The following is a 17,606-nucleotide window of genomic DNA, read 5'->3' as shown; positions in this document are numbered from 1 at the left end:
CCATGCGTCATCTCATCTCCATCGACGACCTCACCGACGCGGAGCTGCGACGGATCGTGGACCGCGGCGCCGAGTTCTCCGCCGGTCTCGCCCGGCGGCCCGCCCCGCTCGACGGCCAGGTGGTCGGCATCTACTTCGCCAAGACCTCCACCCGCACCCGTACCGCCTTCTCCTCCGGTTCCCTGCGGCTGGGCGGCTCCCTCATCGCCTACGGACCCGGCGACCTCCAGCTCAACACGGGCGAGACCACCGAGGACACCGGCCGGGTCCTGTCCGGGATGCTCGACGTCCTCGTCGCCCGGACCGCCGGGCCCGAGGCCGAACTGCGCGGATGGGCACAGCAGGGGACCATGTCCGTCGTCAACGCCATGACCGCCGAGGAGCACCCCACTCAGGCGCTCACCGACCTCACCACACTGGTACGCCACTTCGGCCACGTCGACGGCCTGCGCATCCTGTACGCGGGCGAGGGCAACAACACGGCGGCGGCCCTCGCGCTCGCCCTGACCCGCTTCCCCGGCGTCCACTTCGAGGTCCGCACCCCGCCCGGGTACGGCCTCGACGACGCGATCGCGCACCGGGCCCGCGCCCAGGCCACCCGCACCGGCGCCACCCTGGTCGAACGGCACGACATGGACGAACTGACCGGCGGCTACGACGTGGTCTACACGACCCGCTGGCAGACCACCGGCACCAGCAAGCCCGATCCCGACTGGCGGAACGTCTTCGCTCCGTTCCGGGTCACCCCCGCTCTGTGGGAGACCAGCCCGGACGCCGTGTTCATGCACGATCTGCCCGCCCACCGGGGCGAGGAGGTCGTGGCCGAGGTACTGGACGGACCGCACAGCATCGCGTTCGCCCAGGCCACCAACAAGATGCACAGCGCGATGGCGGTACTGGAGTTCGTCCGCACCGCCGCACAGGCCGAGGTGCCCCCGGCCGGGGAGCGCGCCCTGGTGGGCGCGCGATGAAACCCGCGACCGACTCCGTGACCGACCCGGCGGTGCTGCCGTGGCTGCTGACCGAACAGCGGGACGACGCCGTGCCGGACGAGGAGCACCACGGGGCCGCGGAGCCCACGCCGAAGGCCGGCCCGGACGGGGAGGAGGCGGCGCCCGTACCGTTGCGGCGCAACCGTGACTACCGCCTGCTGTGGGGCGGAGCCGGCCTCTCGCTGCTCGCCGGGCGGGCCACCGCCGTCGCGTACCCCCTCGCCGTCCTGTGGGCGACCAGGTCGCCCGGTGACGCCGGGCTCGTCGGCACCGCGCTGCTGCTTCCGCAGCTCGTGGTGCAACTGCCCGGAGGCGCGCTCGTCGACCGCTGGGACCGGCGACGCATCCTGCTGGTGACCGGGCTCGGACAGGCGGTGGTGGCCGGCGCGGTCGCCGCGCTCCTGCTGAGCGGGCACGTCCGGCTGTGGGCGCTGCTGGCCGCCGCGTTCGTCGAGGGCACCCTCGGTGTGCTGTTCCAACTGGCCGAGCGGGCCGCTGTGCCCGCCGTGGTGCCGCCCGAGCAGATCGGCGCCGCCATGACCGGCAACGAGGCCCGCACCCGGGGGGCCGCCATCGCGGGCCAGCCGCTGGGCAGCGGACTGGTCACACTCGGCGCCGCGTTCCCGTTCGTGGCGGCGGCAGTTGGTCAACTCGCCGCAGTGTCCTGTCTGTTCGGCGTACGAGGGAAGCTTCAGCAGGAACGTACGGGCACCTCGGGAACAGCACTCGCCGCCGAGGTCCGCGCGGGCCTCGTCTGGATGTGGCGCCAGCACTTCCTGCGGGCCGTGATGGCCGCCGTAGCCGTCTCCAACATCCTTTTCCAGGGCCTCAACCTGGCCGTGATGTCCGGCATCCAGTCGGCGGGCGGCACCGAGTTCCAGGTGGGCGTCGTGCTCTCGCTCAGCGGAGCGGGTGGCCTCGTCGGGGCGCTCAGCGGTGGCTGGTGGACCGAACGTCTGTCGATGCGCGCCCTGGTGATCGGCGGACTGGCGGTGTGGGCGCTGCTGATGGTGCCCGTAGCCGTGCTCCGCGACCCCTACGCGCTGGGTGCGATCTTCGCGCTGAGCGGCTACGTGGGCGGTGTGTTCAACGTGGCGGGCGGTGTCCATCTCGTACGGATCGCACCGGACAGCATGCGGGGGCGGGCCAACTCCCTGGCCATGCTGGTCGGTGGCGGTGCGATGGCCGCGGGCCCGGTCGCGGCCGGGTTCGCCCTGGAGGGCCTCGGCCCGACCCGGACGATCCTGGGGCTCAGCCTCGCGATGGCCGTGACGGCCATCGCCGCCCTGATCTCCCCGGCCCTGCGCCGAGGCCCCTTCGCGGCGGCCGGCTGACCGCCCGGCACACCGCGCACCACGGGGGAGGGGGCCACCGCAGCCGCGGTGGCCCCCTCCGTCGTGCGCCGGCAGTATCACTTCCCCGGGGAGCCGCGCCCCTCGCGTGCCGCCGTCGTGAGCACCACCGAGACGGCCACCACGACCGCGCCGACGAGCCAGGCGGCCGTGGTGAGCGTGAGCCGGTCGGGTTCGAGCAGAGGCTGACCGCGCTCCGCCTGCCACAGCAGCAGCGCGGTCAGCCCGGCATGACCCGCACCGCCGACCACGACCAGGGCCGTACGCGTGCCCTCGCCGCGCAGCAGCGGCAGTCGTCCCGCGAGCATCCCGAGACCCACGGCGGCCAGCGGCAGCAGCTGCAGTGCGTGCAGGCCCACGAAGTGCGCCACCCTCAGGTCCCCGCCGCCGGCCGCCCAGTCGGTCAGCGGCAGGCCGGGACCGCCGTCCGGCACCCCGACACTGTGCGCGCCGAGCGTGGCCGGATGCTCCCCGGCGTCCAGGGCCCGCTGCTGCGCGGCCGTCGGAGAGGTCATCAGATAGCCGATCGACATGCCCGCCAGGGACACGAACAGCCCGATCGGAATGGCCCAGGCCAGCGGCCGGTCGACCTTGCGCTGCCACAGGAGGAAGACTCCCAGGAGCAGCGTCATGGCCCAGCCGGCGTACGCCGCGCCGCCCATCGCCTTGACCAGCACGTCGTTGAACGTGGACGACACATTGAAATGGCTGCGTTCGCCCCGTACGGCCTGGAACGTGATGATCGATATCTCCGGGGCGATGAACAGCACCACGATGACCGTGCCGATTCTGCGCATCGTGCGCTGCCAGCGCTCCGTCCGGCCGATCATCCACGCCAGGGTGATCGTGTACAGGCCGAACGACACTGCGAACTTCAGGGGTTTGAGCCACACCCCCTCACCCAGCACGGTGCGGTCGTCGAGGAACAGGCCGCCCGCGGCGATCACCGCGAGCAGGGCCATGGCCGCCGCGCACCAGGCGAGGGGGCCGTGTAATCGGGGGAGGGTCCCGTTGACGCCGGTGTCCTTGTGCTGGATACGGGCGCTTGTGAGCGTGACCACAGTGTCTCCTTCACTGGTGGGGGCAGTGACCGGTACTGGCCGCCTGTGTGGCCGGAAAACGATGTAGGGATTCGTACATCCGTTTCCGGAGGAACGTAATCCGATGCTCTATCGTCCCGGCATCGCTGCGGCTTCGGCTCCGCACCCACCCCCTGTGACCAGGTGATATGCACCACCAGAGCCGTTATAGGACGCACATAGGCCGCCCCGCGAGAGTCGTCTCATCACCGCAATCCCCGCACCGACCACTGACGAAGGAGATCCACCGATGCCGCAGAACACCATGGACCGCCGGGGCGTCCTCAGGGCCGCCGCCGGCATCGCCGGGGCGGCGGCCGCGGTGACGGTGGCCGGCGCCGTGCCGGCCGCCGCACACGGCCGGTCCCGCAGCGGATTCCCCGAGGTCCCGGGCATGGTCGGCGACCGCCGCGCCAACGAGTTCTGGTACGAGTACGACGAGCGCTTCTACTTCAACCCGACCCCCGAATCCGTCGAGGCCGTCGACGCCATCGTCAAGCCGTTCGGCGGCTTCACCAAGGTCGACTCGGCCTGGGCCGCCACCCGCTCCGGCGGACGCTACCCGCGCAGCTTCCTGGAGCTCATCCGCCCCAACCGCGACGCCTTCGTGCTGCTGTCGAACGCCCAGCGCGATGTCTACCGCGAGTTCTACGGGAACGACCCGGAGGGACTGGTCCGCGCCTTCCAGGACTTCGGCCAGGGCGTCCTGTTCGACCCGCGCCGTTCGGCCGGCAACAAGGTCCACATGATGAACTTCACGCCGCCGGACTTCACCCACGCCTACCACCGCTGGCACCCCTTCCTGGCCGGTTTCCGGCTCCTGGACATCGACGTGCAGTGGTGGACGCGCATCAACCGGCTCGCGGGTGTCGCCTGGGAGCTCCAGTCCATCGGCCAGCCGGCCATCGACGCGAACGACAACAAGCGCCTGTCCCGGCGGACCGTGCACGGTGTGACCCGCAAGTGGCTGCACCGCAGCCCGGGCCGGCTCGACAAGGCCTTCGACACCTACCCGTACCCGGCCGACATGGGCAAGTTCTAGGACGCGCCCCGAACACCGCGCCGCCCGTCCGCGGGGCGTGCCCCGCCCACGCCCCAGGACCGCACCTCACTCCCCGCACGACTCAGGAGGCACAGCCCACCATGCGAGCCACGACCGGAACTTCACCCCGCATCGGCGTCTGGATGATCGGCGCACGAGGCTCGGTCGCCACGGCCGCGACCGCCGGCGCCGCCGCGATCGCGGCGGGCAGCGCCTCCTCCGACGGATGCGTCACGGACCTTCCCCCGTTCCGTGACGCATCGCTCCCGGCCCTCGCCGACCTCGTGTTCGGCGGACACGACATCGTGTCCGTCGAGCTGACGGCGAGGGCCGGGCAACTCGCCGCGGCGGGCGTCCTGCCCGCCGCACTTCTCGACGGCGTGCGCGGCGCACTGGAGGCCGCCGACCGCGAGATCCGCGACGGCTCGCAGTGGCCCGGCGAGCCCCAGGCCGAGGCCGCCGCGCGCTTCGCGGCGGACATCGTCTCCTTCCGCGAACGGCACGCCCTGGAGCAGGTCGTCGTCGTCAACGTCTCCTCCACCGAACCACTGCCCGACCCGGACCCGGCGTTCCTCGACCTCACGGCCCTCGAAGAGGTCCTCGCCACCAGCACCGACCTGCTGCCGCCCAGCTCCCTGTACGCATACGCCGCCTTCCGCGCCGGCTGCGCCTACGTCAACTTCACCCCGTCCGCAGGCGCTTCGCTGCCCGCCCTGGAACAGCTGGCCCGCGCGTGCGGTGTCCCGCACGCCGGGCGCGACGGCAAGACCGGCGAGACCCTCGTCAAGAGCGCACTCGCCCCGATGTTCACGCAGCGGGCCCTGCGCCTGCGTTCCTGGTCCGGCACGAACCTGCTCGGCGGCGGCGACGGTGCCACCCTCCAGGACCCCGAGGCCGCCCGCAGCAAGACCGAGTCCAAGCAGCGCAGCCTGGAGGAGACCGTCGGCCACCCCGTCCAGGGCCAGGTCCACATCGACAACGTCCCCGAGATGGGGGAGTGGAAGACCGCCTGGGACCACATCTCCTTCGAGGGTTTCCTCGGCGTCCGGATGTCCCTGCAGTTCACCTGGCAGGGCTGCGACTCCGCCCTCGCCGCCCCGCTCGTCCTCGACCTCGTACGGCTGGCCGCCCACGGCCGCCGCCGCGGCGACCGCGGTGCGCTCAGCGCACTCGGCTTCTTCTTCAAGGACCCGGCCGGCTCCCGCGAGCACAACCTCACCCTCCAGTACGAGGCCCTGACCGCCTGGGCGAACGCCCCGGTCCCGGCCACATCAGGCAGCCCCCGATGAACACCACCCTGCGCACCTACGCGGAACTGGTCCGGGCCCCGGCCGCGATCACGGTACCCGGCGACGTCGTCGCCGGGGCCCTCGCTGCGGGCCGCCCCGGCATCCGCCGCACCACCGGCCTCGCCGCGTCCTCCGTCGCCCTGTACTGGGCGGGCATGGCCCTCAACGACTGGGCGGACCGCGCCGAGGACGCCACCGAACGCCCCGAGCGCCCGATCCCGTCGGGCCGCCTCACCCCGCGCGCCGCCCTCGCCACTGCCGTCGGCCTCACCGGCGCGGGCCTCGGCCTCGCCGCCCTCGTCGGCGGCCGCCGCACCCTGCTGCGCCGCACCCTGCCGCTGGCCGTCGCCGTCTGGGCCTACGACCTCGGCCTCAAGTCGACCCCGCTCGGCCCGGCCGCCATGGCCGCCGCCCGCGCCCTGGACGTCCTGCACGGCACCGGCCCCGGACGCGCGGCCGCCGCCCTCCCGGCTGCCACCGCCGTCGCCGCGCACACCTTCGCGGTGACCCGCCTGAGCCGCCACGAGGTCGACGGAGCGCCCACGAGCGAGCCGAAGCTGTCCCTGGCGACGACGACGGCGATCACCGGCGCGGGCGCGGCCCGTCTGCTCGCCGCCGCGGGCACCGGCACCAAGACCGCGTACGCCGCCCTCACCGGCCGGCCCGGGGCCCAACCACCCACCGCTGCCCGCCTGTTCTCCGTGTCGAAGGGCGGTGCCCACCTCGGCGGCCCGGCCGCCGGGTCCGTGGCCGCGCTGCTCGCCGCCGGGCGCGCCGGGACGCCGCGCCCCTCGGCTCACGCGCTGCGCATGTCAGCCCCCGCCCTGGTCACCGGCGCGGCCCTCGCCACCTACGCGGGCACCTGCGCCCGCGCCCAGACCGCCGTCGTCCGCGACCCCTCGGCCCCGCGCGTCCGCGCCGCCGTCGGCGCGGGCATTCACGCCCTTCTGCCCCTCCAGGCCACCCTGGTGGCCCGCGCCGGAGCGCCCCTGATCGCCCTGCCGCTCGTTGCCGCCCTGCCCCTGGTGGGCCGGCTCGCCCGGAAGGTGTCCTCGACATGAGCCCCCGCCCGGACACCCCGGCCACCGCCCTGCGCTTCGCGTACGGCACGAACGGCTTTGCCGACCACCGGCTGCCCGACGCGCTGCGTGTTCTCGCCGACCTCGGATATCAGGGCGTCTCGCTCACCCTGGACCACCAGCACCTCGACCCCTACGCGCACGACCTGCCCCGGCGGATCGCCGAGACCCGGCGCGTCCTCGACGCCACCGGCCTCGCCGTCGTCGTCGAGACCGGTGCCCGCTACCTCCTCGACCCCTGGCGCAAGCACCGCCCCACCCTGCTGTCCGCCGAGCCCGAGGGCCGTGACCTGCGTCTGGGACTGCTCCGCCGCGCCATCGGCATCGCCGCCGAGCTGGGCGCCGGGGCCGTCCACTTCTGGAGCGGCACCCCGGACGCCGGCACCACCCCCGAACAGGCCTGGCAGCGGCTCGTCGACGGCTGTGCCGAGACCGTCGCACACGCCGACGCCACCGGGATCGACCTCGCCTTCGAACCCGAACCCGGCATGCTCGTCGCCGACCTCGCCGGCTACCGCAGGCTCCACCGCGAACTAGGCCTCCCCGAGCGTTTCCGTCTCACCCTCGACATCGGCCACTGCCGGTGCCTCGAACCCCATACCGTCACCCGCTGCGTCGAACTGGCGGCCGACCGCCTCGCCCACGTCCAGATCGAGGACATGCGACGCGGCGTCCACGAGCACCTGCCGTTCGGCGAGGGCGAGATCGACTTCCCGCCGGTCCTGCACGCCCTGGGCGCCGCCGGTTACCAGGGGCTGGTCTCCGTGGAACTGCCCCGGCACAGTCACGCGGCGACCGCGACCGCCCGCCGCAGCATCGAATTCCTGCGCACCGCAGCCCTGTCGAAGGAGGCCGAACCGGTATGACAGCACCGACGATCACGGCGGCACCGACCGCCGTGCACCACACGCTCACCCTGCGCGCCCTCACGGAGGGACTGGGCTCCGCCCTCGGCCACGAACACCGCGCCCGCCTCGCCCGGGACCTCGCGGCCGTCGCCGAACAAGGCCCGGACGCCCTCGACAGCCGCTTCCCTGCCGCCGGCCGCGTCTACGGCCGGGGCCGGCTGCCGGGCTGGGCGGGCTGGAGCGTCGAGGACGGCGTACGCACCAGATTTCTCGGCCAACTGAAGCTCAGCGGAACGGAGTTGGCGCAGGAGGTCACGGAGCGCTACCGGAACGGCGACGCGGCGGAGCGGCGCGGTGTCCTGTGCGCCCTGCCCTTCCTGCCCCTCGGACCGCACGCCGTCCACCTCACCGACGACGCACTGCGTACCAACGACAGCCGACTCGTCGCCGCCGCACTCGGCCCCTACGCACGGGTCCACCTCGACCAGTACCGCTGGCGCCAGGCCGTTCTCAAGTGCCTCTTCACCGGGATCCCACTGGCCAAGGTGGCCGGCCTGCATGAACGGCGGGACGCCGAACTCGCCCGGATGGCCTTCGATTTCGCGAACGAGCGCCGCGCGGCCGGCCGCACCGTGCCCGCCGACCTGTGGCTGGTCGCCACCCACGACAGCTGAGCGCTGTCCCGCACCCGGCCCCGCCGCGGAGCCGGCCCATACCCCCGACGGAGATCGGCCATGCGTATATTCGACCCGCACATCCACATGACGTCCCGGACCACCGACGACTACCGGGCCATGTACGACGCAGGTGTACGCGCCCTGGTGGAGCCGGCCTTCTGGCTCGGTCAGCCACGCACCCACCCGGCCAGCTTCGCCGACTACTTCGACGCCCTGCTCGGCTGGGAGCCCTACCGCGCGGCCCAGTTCGGCATCCAGCACCACTGCACCATCGGACTCAACCCCAAGGAGGCCAACGACCCGCGCTGCACGCCCGTGCTCGACCTGCTGCCGCGCTACCTCGCCAAGGACTCCGTCGTAGCGGTCGGGGAGATCGGCTACGACACCATGACCGACGCGGAGGAACACGCGTTCGCCGCACAGCTCGCCCTCGCCGTCGAGTTCGGGCTGCCCGCACTGGTCCACACCCCGCACCGCGACAAGGCGGGTGGAACCGCGCGGTCCCTGGCCGTCGTCGAGGAATCCGGTATCGACCCCGGTTTCGTCGTCCTCGACCATCTCAACGAGGTCACCGTCACCGAGGTGATCGGAACCGGCTGCTGGATGGGCTTCTCCATCTACCCGGACACCAAGATGACCCCGCAGCGGATGGTCGGCATCCTCAAAAAGTACGGAACGGAGCACATGCTCGTGAACTCGGCGGCGGACTGGGGGCACAGCGATCCCCTGCTCACGAGGATCACGGCCGAAGCCATGCTCGACGCCGGATTCGACGAGGATGATGTCGACCGCGTCATGTGGCGCAACCCGCTCATGTTCTACGGGCAGTCGGGCAGGCTTGACCTGGACGGTTACAACGATGTGCAGGCCGCGGGGCTGTACGCCGGCAATTCGATCGCCCGCGGCGGTAGTTGAGGTAAATACGTCATGCGTCTGCACCACTCGGACTCCACCACCATCCACCTCGCCTACTGCACCAATGTGTATCCGGCGGAGACCCTCGACGGGATCACGGCCCAGCTCACCGAGCACGCGGAGCAGGTACGCCAGCACCTCGGCACCGACCTCGTCGGCCTCGGCCTGTGGCTCCCCGCCGACGTGGCCCACCACCTCGCCGACCACCCGGCCGACACCGACGCGCTGCGCCGGGACCTGACCGCCCGGGGCCTGGAGGTCGTCACCCTCAACGGCTTCCCCTACCGCGGCTTCCACACCCCCGTCGTCAAACGCGGCGTGTACTTCCCCGACTGGTCCGAGCCGTCCCGCCTGACCTTCACCCTCAACCTCGCCAAGGTGCTCTCCGGACTGCTGCCCGAGGACGCAGCCCGCGGCTCCATATCCACCCTGCCCCTGGCCTGGCGCACTCCCTGGACCGGTGTGCAGCGCTCCGCCGCCGCCCGGCACCTGGACGACCTGGCCGCCGGACTCAAGCAGATCGAGTCCGAGACCGGCCGCTCCATCCGCGTCGGCCTGGAACCCGAACCCGGCTGCGTCGCCGAGACCACCGCCCAGGCCGCCCGTGCCATCGCCGACGCCGACCACGAACGGGTCGGCCTGTGCCTGGACGCCTGCCACCTCGCGGTCCAGCACGAGGACCCGCCGAGCGCCATCGCCGCCCTCGTCGCCGAAGGGGTGCCCATCGTCAAGCTCCAGGCGTCCTCCGCCCTCGTCGCCGACACACCCGCCGACGCCGAGTCCCGCGAGGCGCTGCGCCCCTTCGCCGAACCCCGCTTTCTGCACCAGGTCCGCGAACAGCTCCCCGACGGCACCCTGCGCGGCTCCGACGACCTCGCCCCCGCCCTTGCGGGCGCCCTGCCCGGCGAAGCGCCCTGGCGCATCCACTACCACGTACCCCTGCACGACCAGCCCGAGCCGCCACTGCGCAACACCAGTGACTCCCTCCAGGAGACCCTGCGGGCGACCTTCGGCGGCGAGCGCGCCCTCACCGACCACGTCGAGGTCGAGACGTACACCTGGGACGTGCTGCCCGCCGGACTCCGGCCCACCGGGGCGGCCGGCATCGCCGCCGGGATCGCCACCGAACTCGAATGGACACATGGCGAGTTGATTCGTCTCGGCCTCACCGAGCATGCGGGAGCCACGCCATGACCACCCGCCAGGTCGCCGTCCTGTGCACCGTCGGCCTCACCCCCCGCCTCCTCGGCGAGATGCCGCACGTCGCGGCCATCGGACAGGAGGGCTTCACCGCCCGCCTCGACACCGTCTTCCCCGCCGTCACTGCCACCGTCCAGGCCACCCTCACCACCGGCCTGCTGCCCCGCGACCACGGGGCCGTCGGCAACGGCTGGTACCACCGCGACCACGGCGAGGTCATGATGTGGCGCCAGCACAACGCCCTCGTCCGGGGCGAGAAGGTGTGGCAGGCCGCGCGGAAACAGGACCCCGGCCACACCACCGCGTACCTGTGCTGGTGGTGGGCCATGGGCGCGGACGTCGACACCGTCCTGACGCCGCGACCCGTCTACCACTACGACGGCCGCAAGTCTCCCGACTGCTACACCGAACCCGCCGACCTGCGCGACGAACTCACCGCTCGCCAGGGTGAGTTCCCCCTCTTCCACTACTGGGGCCCGACCGCCTCCATCGCCTCCACGCGATGGATCGCCACGGCCGCCCGCCACGTCGTCGACACCCGCCGCCCCGACCTGTCGTTCATCTACGTGCCCCATCTCGACTACGACCTCCAGCGGTACGGCCCCGACAGCCCCCAGGCCGTGCGCGCCGCCCGCGAGGCCGATGCCGCACTCGCCCCGCTCCTCGGCGACCTGCGCGACCGCGGCACCACCGTCGTCGCCCTCAGCGAGTACGGCATCGGCCCGGTCTCCCGGCCCGTCGACATCAACCGCGCACTGCGCCGCGAAGGACTCCTCTCCGTCTACAGCCAGCGCGGCATGGAGTACCTGGACCCCTGCACCTCCCGCGCGTTCGCCGTGGCCGACCACCAGGCCGCCCATGTGTACGTCGCCGACCCCGCCGACATCCCGCGCGTCCGCGACGTCCTGAAACACACCGAGGGCGTCGACGAGATCTGGGACCGCACCGAACAGGCCGCCTACGGCATCGACCACCCCAATGCGGGCGAGCTGGTCGCCGTCGCCGAACCGGACGCCTGGTTCACGTACTACTACTGGCTCGACGACACCCGCGCCCCCGACTTCGCGCGCGGCGTCGAGATCCACCGCAAGCCGGGCTACGACCCGGCCGAGCTCTTCTTCGACCCCGCCGACAAGGCGGTGAAGGCGAAGGCAGCACTCACCCTGCTGCGCAAGAAGGCCGGGATGCGCGCACCGCTCACCGTGGTGCCGCTCGACCCGAGCCATGTCGGAGGCAGCCATGGACGGCTGCCCCAGGACCACCGGGACGGGCCGCTGCTGCTGTGCTCCGACCCGGGGCAGGAACGGGACCGCTACCACGCCACCGAGGTGAAGGAACTGCTTCTGCGCCTCAACGGACTGGCCTGAGACCGGCCGTATCGAAAGGATCGAGAGGAGGCCAGATGACACCTCGGCGGAACACCGCGATCAGCGAGGTGCGCATACCCCGACCGGCGCTCGAAGAGGTCGGCCGGATGCAGGAGTCGGGCGAGATCCATGTGTGGTGGTGGCCGCTCGGCACACGGACCGACCCGGCGGACTACGCCGTTCTCGACGAGGTGGAGCGGGGCCGGGCCCAGCGCTTCCACGCCGAGGCGGACGCGGCCGCGTTCACCGCCACCCGGGCCGGTGCCCGGCGGGCCGTGGCCGGGCTGCTCGGCGTCGAACCGGGAGAGGTCGGTTTCGGCCGGCGGATCTGCCCCGGCTGCGGCGACCGGGAGCACGGCCCGCCGGCCGTGTCCCACCCGCCGGTCCCGCTCGCGGTCAGCCTGTCCCGCACGGCGGGGGCCGGGGCCCTCGCGGTACGGGCGGGCCATTGGGTGGGCGTCGACGTGGAAGCCCTCCGGCCGGTCGAACCGGCCGGCCTGGCCGATGTGGTACTCACCGCCTCGGAGAGCGCACACGTCCTCGGTCTGCCCCCGGGCACGGCCCGGGACGCCGCCTTCCACCGGGCCTGGACCCGCAAGGAGGCGGTGGTCAAGGCCGTCGGTCTCGGCCTGCTGGGCATGGCGCTCAACGCACTGGACGTCAGTCCGGCGCAGGACGGGCCCGTGCGGGTGGTGCACCGCTACCGCGGTGAGGAATCGCGCTGGCAGGTGATGGACGTCGACATCGGCGACCGCTGGGCGGCCTCCGTGGCCCGTCCGGAGACCAGCCCCCTGGGCCCGGTGCACGTCCACGCCCCGGCGTGACGGCGGGCTTCGCGCCGCAAGAACACTCTTCTTGCGGCGCGAAGCCATGCCCGAGCAGGTGCCGGTGGCGCCACCTCGTGCGCGGCCCGCCGCGGTCCGGGCGCGGCACCGCGGTAGCGCCTCCGCCCAACGGCGAGCACCCGGTCAACTGCCCCAAACGGCCCCGAAATAGATGGAATATAGAAGTACGGACCACGCTCGACTCGATGCCATATACGCTCGAAAATCATCCCCCTGAGACCCGGAACCGCACTACGGAGAGGACAGGTCGCAACATGGTGACCGAGACGAGCCGCCCTTACCTCGACAACGGCCACAACACGGTCAACCGGGGGCATGCCCTTCGTCTGGCCGACGTGACCAAGGTGTACGGCAAGAACGGCCGCGGTGTCCGCGCCCTGGACGGGGTCTCCGTGGGGATCGAGCGCGGCTCCTTCACCGCGGTGATGGGCCCTTCGGGCTCCGGCAAGTCGACGTTCCTGCACTGCGCGGCCGGCCTCGACAAGCCGACCACGGGCCAGTCCTACATCGGGGACACCCAGCTCAACGACATGAACGAGACCCAGCTGACGAAGCTGCGCCGCCAGCGCATCGGCTTCGTCTTCCAGGCGTTCAACCTCATCCCCTCCCTGTCGGTCCGTCAGAACGTCGAACTGCCGCTGCGCCTCGCGGGCGAGAGCCTCGACAAGAACTGGCTCGACGAGATCCTCGGCCGTGTCGGCCTGGGTGGCCGGGCCGCCCACCGGCCCGCCGAACTCTCCGGCGGACAGCAGCAGCGCGTCGCCATCGCCCGCGCCCTCATCACCCGGCCCGACGTCATCTTCGGCGACGAGCCGACCGGCGCCCTCGACACCGTGACCGCCAAGGAGATCCTCTCCCTGCTGCGCGCCTGCGTGAACGAGACCGGCCAGACCGTCGTCATGGTCACCCACGACCCGGTGGCCGCCTCGTACGCCGACACCGTCTTATTCCTGGCCGACGGCAAGATCGCCGGCCGGATGGACGCCCCGACCGCCGACCTCGTCGCCGAGCGCATGACACACCTGGGAGCGTGGGCCTGATGCTGCGCTATGCACTGCAGACACTCAAGGCCAGGAAGGGCGGCTTCATCGGCGCCTTCCTCGCCCTGTTCTGCGCCGCCGCCCTGGTCACCGCCTGCGGCATCCTCCTGGAGACCGGTCTGCGCGGCACCATCGCCACCGAGCGCTACGCCGCGGCCCCGGTCATCGTCGGCGCCGACCAGAACGTCCACCAGACCACCATCAAGAAGAAGAAGGGCAAGGTCAAGGAGAAGCACAAGGCGAAGCCGCTGGCCGAGCGGGTCTGGCTGCCCGAGGGGACCACCGAGACCCTCGCCGGCCTGCCCGGTGTACGCAAGGCGGTGCCCGAGACGAACTTCCCGGCGTACGCGGTCGGCCCCCAGGGCCGGATCGTGCCGGGCATCGACGGCAAGCCGTCCTACGGACACGCCTGGTCCTCCGCCGCACTGACCCCGTTCGAGCTGACCGACGGCAAGGCACCCGTGGGCGCCGACGAGGTCGTCCTCGACCGGGAACTCGCGGCCCGCACCGGCCTCAGGACCGGCAGCAGCCTCGTCGTCCAGTCGACCGGCGCCCCGACCACGTACAAGGTCAGCGGCATTGCCGCAGCCACGGGCGGCGACCTGCACCAGCAGACCTCGCTGTTCTTCTCCGACGAGACCGCCCGCGAACTCTCCGGACGGGCCGGCCAGGTCGCGGCCGTCGGCCTGCTGCCCAAGCCGGGCGTCTCCGCGGGCGAACTCGCGGACCAGGCCAGGAAGGCCCTCGCCGGCGACGGCCGCAAGTACGCCGTCGCCACCGGTGGCGAACGCGGCCCCATCGAATTCCTCGACGCGGGCAAGGCCCGGGTCAAGCTCGTCTCCATGGGCGGCGCCATGGGCGGTACGTCGCTGCTCGTCGCGATCCTCGTCGTCGTCGGTACGTTCGCGCTCTCCATCCAGCAGCGGTACCGCGAGCTCGCCCTGCTGCGTGCCATCGCCGCGACCCCCAAGCAGGTCCGTCAGCTGATCGGCCGCGAGGCCCTGATCATCGGCGGCCTCGCGGGCGGCCTCGGCTCGGTCGTGGGCCTGCCCATCGCGTACTGGCTGCACAGCAAGTTCATCGACTTCAAGGCCATCCCCGACACCCTCGAACTCACCTTCAGTTTCGTGCCGTTCGCCGCCGCAGTCGGGGCGGCTCTGCTCGGCGCCTGGGTCGCGGCCCGCATCTCCGCACGCCGCACCGCCCGCATCCGCCCGGCCGAGGCCCTGTCCGAGGCGTCCATGGAACAGCGCCACTTCGCGTGGGGACGGCTCGGCGTGGGGATGCTCGTCCTGGCCCTCGGTATCGGTGTGGTCGTCCTGCTGGGCTTCCTGCGCACCGAACCGGCTTCGCAGCCCGTCACGTTCCTGTCCGTCGTGGTCCTCGCCGTCGCGGTCTCGCTGCTCGGCCCGGTCATCGCCCGGATCGCCGTCGCGGTCCTCGGGATCCCGCTCAAGTTCTCGCGCGTCGGCGGTCACCTCGCCACCGCCAACGCGCGGGCCAACGCCAAGCGGATGGCCGCTGCCGTCACTCCGCTGGTCCTGCTCATCGGCATGGCCTGCACCGTCCTGTTCGTGCAGACCACCATGGGCGACGCCGCCTCGGCCCAGGCCAAGGCCGGCAACAAGGCGGACTGGCTGGTCGCTTCGAACGGCCCCGGTGTCCCCGCCGAGGCGACGGACGCGCTGCGCGCCGTACCGGGCGTCACCCAGGTCACCGAGATCGTCCGGACCCAGGTCCGCGTCGGCCTCGACAAGTACCCGGCGCAGGGCATCTCCGCGCAGGGCCTCACCACGAACTGGGACCCGGACGTCTCCCAAGGCAGCCTCAAGGGCTTCGGGGACAAGAGCGTCGCGATGAGTGACGTCTCCGCCGACCACCTCGGCAAGAAGCCCGGTGACACGCTCAAGGTGACACTCGGCGACTCCACCGTGGCCGAGCTGAAGGTCGCCGCCGTCTACGAACGCGGCCTGGGCTTCGGCGACCTGACCATGTCGCACGACCTGGTCGCCCGGCACGTCGACAACCCGCTCGCCTCCTCCGTCCTCGTCAAGACGGCCGGTGACGGCAAGGCGGGCCGCGAGCAACTGGCCGGCGCGCTCAAGCGCTTCCCGGGCATCGGCGTCCTCGACCGCACCCAGGTCGACGACCTCCAGGCGGACGTGCAGCAGTCCAACGCCGAGGTCAACTACCTCGCCATGGGGCTGATCATCGCGTTCACCGCGATCGCCGTGGTCAACACCCTGGCCATGTCGGTCTCGGACCGCACCCGCGAGTTCGCCCTGCTGCGGCTCGTCGGCACGACCCGCCGTCAGGTGATGTCGATGCTCAGGATCGAGTCCGCCCTGATCGTCCTGGTCGCCGCGGTGCTCGGCACGGCCATCTCGCTCGCGGTGCTCACTGCCTTCAGCGTCGGGATGACGGGCGCCGCCCAGCCCTCCGTCGACGTGCCGAAGTTCCTCGGGGTCCTCGGCTTCGCCGCGGTACTCACCGCGGTGGCGACGCTGGTCCCCGGGCGTGTCGCACTCGGTGGACGCCCGGCGGACGTCATCAGCGCCCGCCAGTAAGCCGCACCACGCCAACCCCTCAGGGGTGTACGGAAGCCCAGCTCCCGTGCACCCCTGAATGCTGCACGGAAGCTCAGGTGCACCCCTCGAACGCTGTACGGCGCGGCGCACGCGAACGGCCGAGGGGCCGGCCCCCTGGGCGGGGGCCGGCCCCTCGGCCTGCCTGTCGGACACGGATTTTGCGTGCGTGGCCCCGTTCAGCCGAGAACCGCGCCGTTGCCCGCCCGGTCCACCCGGCTGCGCCGGTGGTCCAGGTGCGCGTACACCCGGTGCAGCCAGCGGTCCGCACCGTCGTAGGACGGCGTGAACGACGTACGGCCGTGCACCGCGAGGCGGTTGTCGACGACGGCCAGGTCACCGACGCGCAGCGACAGCGCCGACATCGTCCCCATGAAAGCGTCCCGCAGCTCCGCCATGGCCTGCCGGGCCTCGTCGTCCAGCGGATGCGTGGCGGAGAAGTCCACCAGCACATTGGGGTCCACCGGGTCGCCGTTCAGCACCGCGTGGGCGGGCGTCACACTGCCCAGGGCGTCGAAGGAAGGCGGCGGCTCGGTCAGGAACCGCGGCTCGGAGAGCACCGTCCGCGCCTTCGCGGAGAGCAGCGGAAGCGCCCGGCGGACGGACGACGTGCACAGCTTCGCATCGCCCGTCGGGTCCTCCCGCACACACAGCAGACCGACAAAATCCGGGCGGTTGTCGTGGAATGCGTTCTCGATGTGGAGTTCGAGGAGAACGGAACCCGCATTGCTCTGCGAAGTTTCGCTCCCCGGTACGGGAACGACATTCTGCACGAGAGCGCCGGTCTTTTCGTTACGGAACGCTATGACCTCTCCGAGGTGGAGCATCGCGGTGGTGACGACGGAAGCGGCAATGGTGGGAACGCGCTCCGCCGACCCCCTCACGGCCGGAGTCGGAAGCAGCGGGTCGTCCGCCACCACCGGCAGGTTGCGCAGCAGCAGCACCCCGTCGGGGCCCGCGTCGTGACGGAACGCGCGCAGCGCCACGAGCATCCGGTGCGGAAGCTGCACAGAGGCATCACGTGCGGCGTCCAGCCAGCGGAGATCGTCGATCCTGCCGTCCGCGAACCCCTTCGGGGTCAGCTGCTCGGCGACGGCGAGGAGTGCGTTCTGCTCGGCCTCGGTCAGTTCCACGACGGTGCCGGCCGCTGCTGCCGAAAGCGGCAGGGAAAGCGTATGGGTCTCGGACATGTGGACATTCCTTGGATCGGTCGGAAATTACCGTCCCAGTTTCCGAGGAAGTGCTATAGCGGCCCTACGGAGAATTCGTGCCCGGTGCATATAGATGGCCCGTAGC

Annotated in this window: 15 protein-coding genes; 13 read left to right on the top strand and 2 right to left on the bottom strand. The window is 72.0% G+C overall.

Features of this window, described 5'->3' with window-relative positions:
- Positions 1-2 precede the first annotated feature (2 nt).
- Both IE107_RS18740 and IE107_RS18735 read left to right on the top strand, forming a co-directional pair.
- Positions 3-971, top strand: coding sequence for an ornithine carbamoyltransferase (locus tag IE107_RS18740; RefSeq protein WP_189544952.1), 969 nt, complete (start codon positions 3-5; stop codon positions 969-971).
- Positions 968-2,326, top strand: a complete 1,359-nt coding sequence (locus tag IE107_RS18735) for an MFS transporter (protein WP_189544951.1) — start codon at positions 968-970, stop codon at positions 2,324-2,326. The genes IE107_RS18740 and IE107_RS18735 overlap by 4 nt, the downstream gene beginning before the upstream one ends.
- Before the next feature lie 77 nt (positions 2,327-2,403).
- On the opposite strand, the gene IE107_RS18730 is transcribed toward IE107_RS18735, so the two are convergent.
- Entirely contained in the window at positions 2,404-3,405 is a 1,002-nt protein-coding gene (locus tag IE107_RS18730; protein ID WP_229867076.1) for a hypothetical protein, read from the bottom strand.
- Between the two features lie 268 nt (positions 3,406-3,673).
- Here IE107_RS18730 and IE107_RS18725 point away from each other — a divergent pair, with 268 nt between their 5' ends.
- The 11 genes from IE107_RS18725 to IE107_RS18675 all read left to right on the top strand — a co-directional run bounded on the left by IE107_RS18725 (position 3,674) and on the right by IE107_RS18675 (position 16,292).
- A complete protein-coding gene (locus tag IE107_RS18725; RefSeq protein WP_189544950.1) occupies positions 3,674-4,465 on the top strand; it encodes a Tat pathway signal sequence domain protein in 792 nt (263 codons plus the stop codon).
- Between the two features lie 101 nt (positions 4,466-4,566).
- Complete coding sequence (locus IE107_RS18720) at positions 4,567-5,754, top strand: inositol-3-phosphate synthase (protein WP_229867075.1); 1,188 nt, start codon at positions 4,567-4,569, stop codon at positions 5,752-5,754.
- Positions 5,751-6,815: an SCO3242 family prenyltransferase gene (locus IE107_RS18715; RefSeq protein WP_189544949.1), complete on the top strand. Its 1,065-nt coding sequence runs from the start codon at positions 5,751-5,753 to the stop codon at positions 6,813-6,815. The genes IE107_RS18720 and IE107_RS18715 overlap by 4 nt, the downstream gene beginning before the upstream one ends.
- The gene (locus IE107_RS18710) at positions 6,812-7,699 is read left to right on the top strand and encodes a sugar phosphate isomerase/epimerase family protein (RefSeq protein ID WP_189544948.1); all 888 of its coding nucleotides are present in this window, start codon (positions 6,812-6,814) and stop codon (positions 7,697-7,699) included. The genes IE107_RS18715 and IE107_RS18710 overlap by 4 nt, the downstream gene beginning before the upstream one ends.
- Complete coding sequence (locus tag IE107_RS18705; protein WP_189544947.1) at positions 7,696-8,355, top strand: EboA domain-containing protein; 660 nt, start codon at positions 7,696-7,698, stop codon at positions 8,353-8,355. Before IE107_RS18710 ends, IE107_RS18705 begins: the two co-directional genes overlap by 4 nt.
- A gap of 60 nt (positions 8,356-8,415) precedes the next feature.
- A complete protein-coding gene (locus IE107_RS18700) occupies positions 8,416-9,273 on the top strand; it encodes a TatD family hydrolase (RefSeq protein WP_189544946.1) in 858 nt (285 codons plus the stop codon).
- 12 nt (positions 9,274-9,285) lie between these two features.
- Positions 9,286-10,467 carry a metabolite traffic protein EboE gene (gene eboE, locus IE107_RS18695; protein WP_189544945.1) on the top strand — a complete coding sequence of 394 codons (1,182 nt, stop codon included), beginning with the start codon at positions 9,286-9,288 and terminating at the stop codon, positions 10,465-10,467.
- Positions 10,464-11,840, top strand: coding sequence for an alkaline phosphatase family protein (locus IE107_RS18690; RefSeq protein ID WP_189544944.1), 1,377 nt, complete (start codon positions 10,464-10,466; stop codon positions 11,838-11,840). Before eboE ends, IE107_RS18690 begins: the two co-directional genes overlap by 4 nt.
- Positions 11,841-11,875: 35 nt before the next feature.
- The gene (locus tag IE107_RS18685) at positions 11,876-12,664 is read left to right on the top strand and encodes a 4'-phosphopantetheinyl transferase family protein (protein WP_189544943.1); all 789 of its coding nucleotides are present in this window, start codon (positions 11,876-11,878) and stop codon (positions 12,662-12,664) included.
- A gap of 275 nt (positions 12,665-12,939) precedes the next feature.
- Positions 12,940-13,725 carry an ABC transporter ATP-binding protein gene (locus IE107_RS18680; RefSeq protein ID WP_189544942.1) on the top strand — a complete coding sequence of 262 codons (786 nt, stop codon included), beginning with the start codon at positions 12,940-12,942 and terminating at the stop codon, positions 13,723-13,725.
- Complete coding sequence (locus tag IE107_RS18675; RefSeq protein WP_189544941.1) at positions 13,725-16,292, top strand: FtsX-like permease family protein; 2,568 nt, start codon at positions 13,725-13,727, stop codon at positions 16,290-16,292. Before IE107_RS18680 ends, IE107_RS18675 begins: the two co-directional genes overlap by 1 nt.
- Before the next feature lie 197 nt (positions 16,293-16,489).
- Here the strand turns inward: IE107_RS18675 and IE107_RS18670 are convergent, their stop codons facing one another.
- Positions 16,490-17,500 (bottom strand): TauD/TfdA family dioxygenase, encoded by a 1,011-nt coding sequence (locus IE107_RS18670; protein WP_189544940.1) that lies wholly within the window; start codon positions 17,498-17,500, stop codon positions 16,490-16,492.
- Between the last annotated feature and the right edge of the window lie 106 nt (positions 17,501-17,606).

This window comes from Streptomyces gelaticus, assembly GCF_014649535.1.
Lineage (GTDB): Bacteria > Actinomycetota > Actinomycetes > Streptomycetales > Streptomycetaceae > Streptomyces > Streptomyces gelaticus.
This window is presented reverse-complemented; position numbering and strand designations above follow the sequence as displayed.

Coding starts and splice junctions, on each gene's coding strand:
- IE107_RS18740 (WP_189544952.1), top strand. CDS start 3: ATGCGTCATCTCATCTCCATCGACGACCTCACCGACGCGGAGCTGCGA.
- IE107_RS18735 (WP_189544951.1), top strand. CDS start 968: ATGAAACCCGCGACCGACTCCGTGACCGACCCGGCGGTGCTGCCGTGG.
- IE107_RS18725 (WP_189544950.1), top strand. CDS start 3,674: ATGCCGCAGAACACCATGGACCGCCGGGGCGTCCTCAGGGCCGCCGCC.
- IE107_RS18720 (WP_229867075.1), top strand. CDS start 4,567: ATGCGAGCCACGACCGGAACTTCACCCCGCATCGGCGTCTGGATGATC.
- IE107_RS18715 (WP_189544949.1), top strand. CDS start 5,751: ATGAACACCACCCTGCGCACCTACGCGGAACTGGTCCGGGCCCCGGCC.
- IE107_RS18710 (WP_189544948.1), top strand. CDS start 6,812: ATGAGCCCCCGCCCGGACACCCCGGCCACCGCCCTGCGCTTCGCGTAC.
- IE107_RS18705 (WP_189544947.1), top strand. CDS start 7,696: ATGACAGCACCGACGATCACGGCGGCACCGACCGCCGTGCACCACACG.
- IE107_RS18700 (WP_189544946.1), top strand. CDS start 8,416: ATGCGTATATTCGACCCGCACATCCACATGACGTCCCGGACCACCGAC.
- eboE (WP_189544945.1), top strand. CDS start 9,286: ATGCGTCTGCACCACTCGGACTCCACCACCATCCACCTCGCCTACTGC.
- IE107_RS18690 (WP_189544944.1), top strand. CDS start 10,464: ATGACCACCCGCCAGGTCGCCGTCCTGTGCACCGTCGGCCTCACCCCC.
- IE107_RS18685 (WP_189544943.1), top strand. CDS start 11,876: ATGACACCTCGGCGGAACACCGCGATCAGCGAGGTGCGCATACCCCGA.
- IE107_RS18680 (WP_189544942.1), top strand. CDS start 12,940: ATGGTGACCGAGACGAGCCGCCCTTACCTCGACAACGGCCACAACACG.
- IE107_RS18675 (WP_189544941.1), top strand. CDS start 13,725: ATGCTGCGCTATGCACTGCAGACACTCAAGGCCAGGAAGGGCGGCTTC.
- IE107_RS18670 (WP_189544940.1), bottom strand. CDS start 17,500: ATGTCCGAGACCCATACGCTTTCCCTGCCGCTTTCGGCAGCAGCGGCC.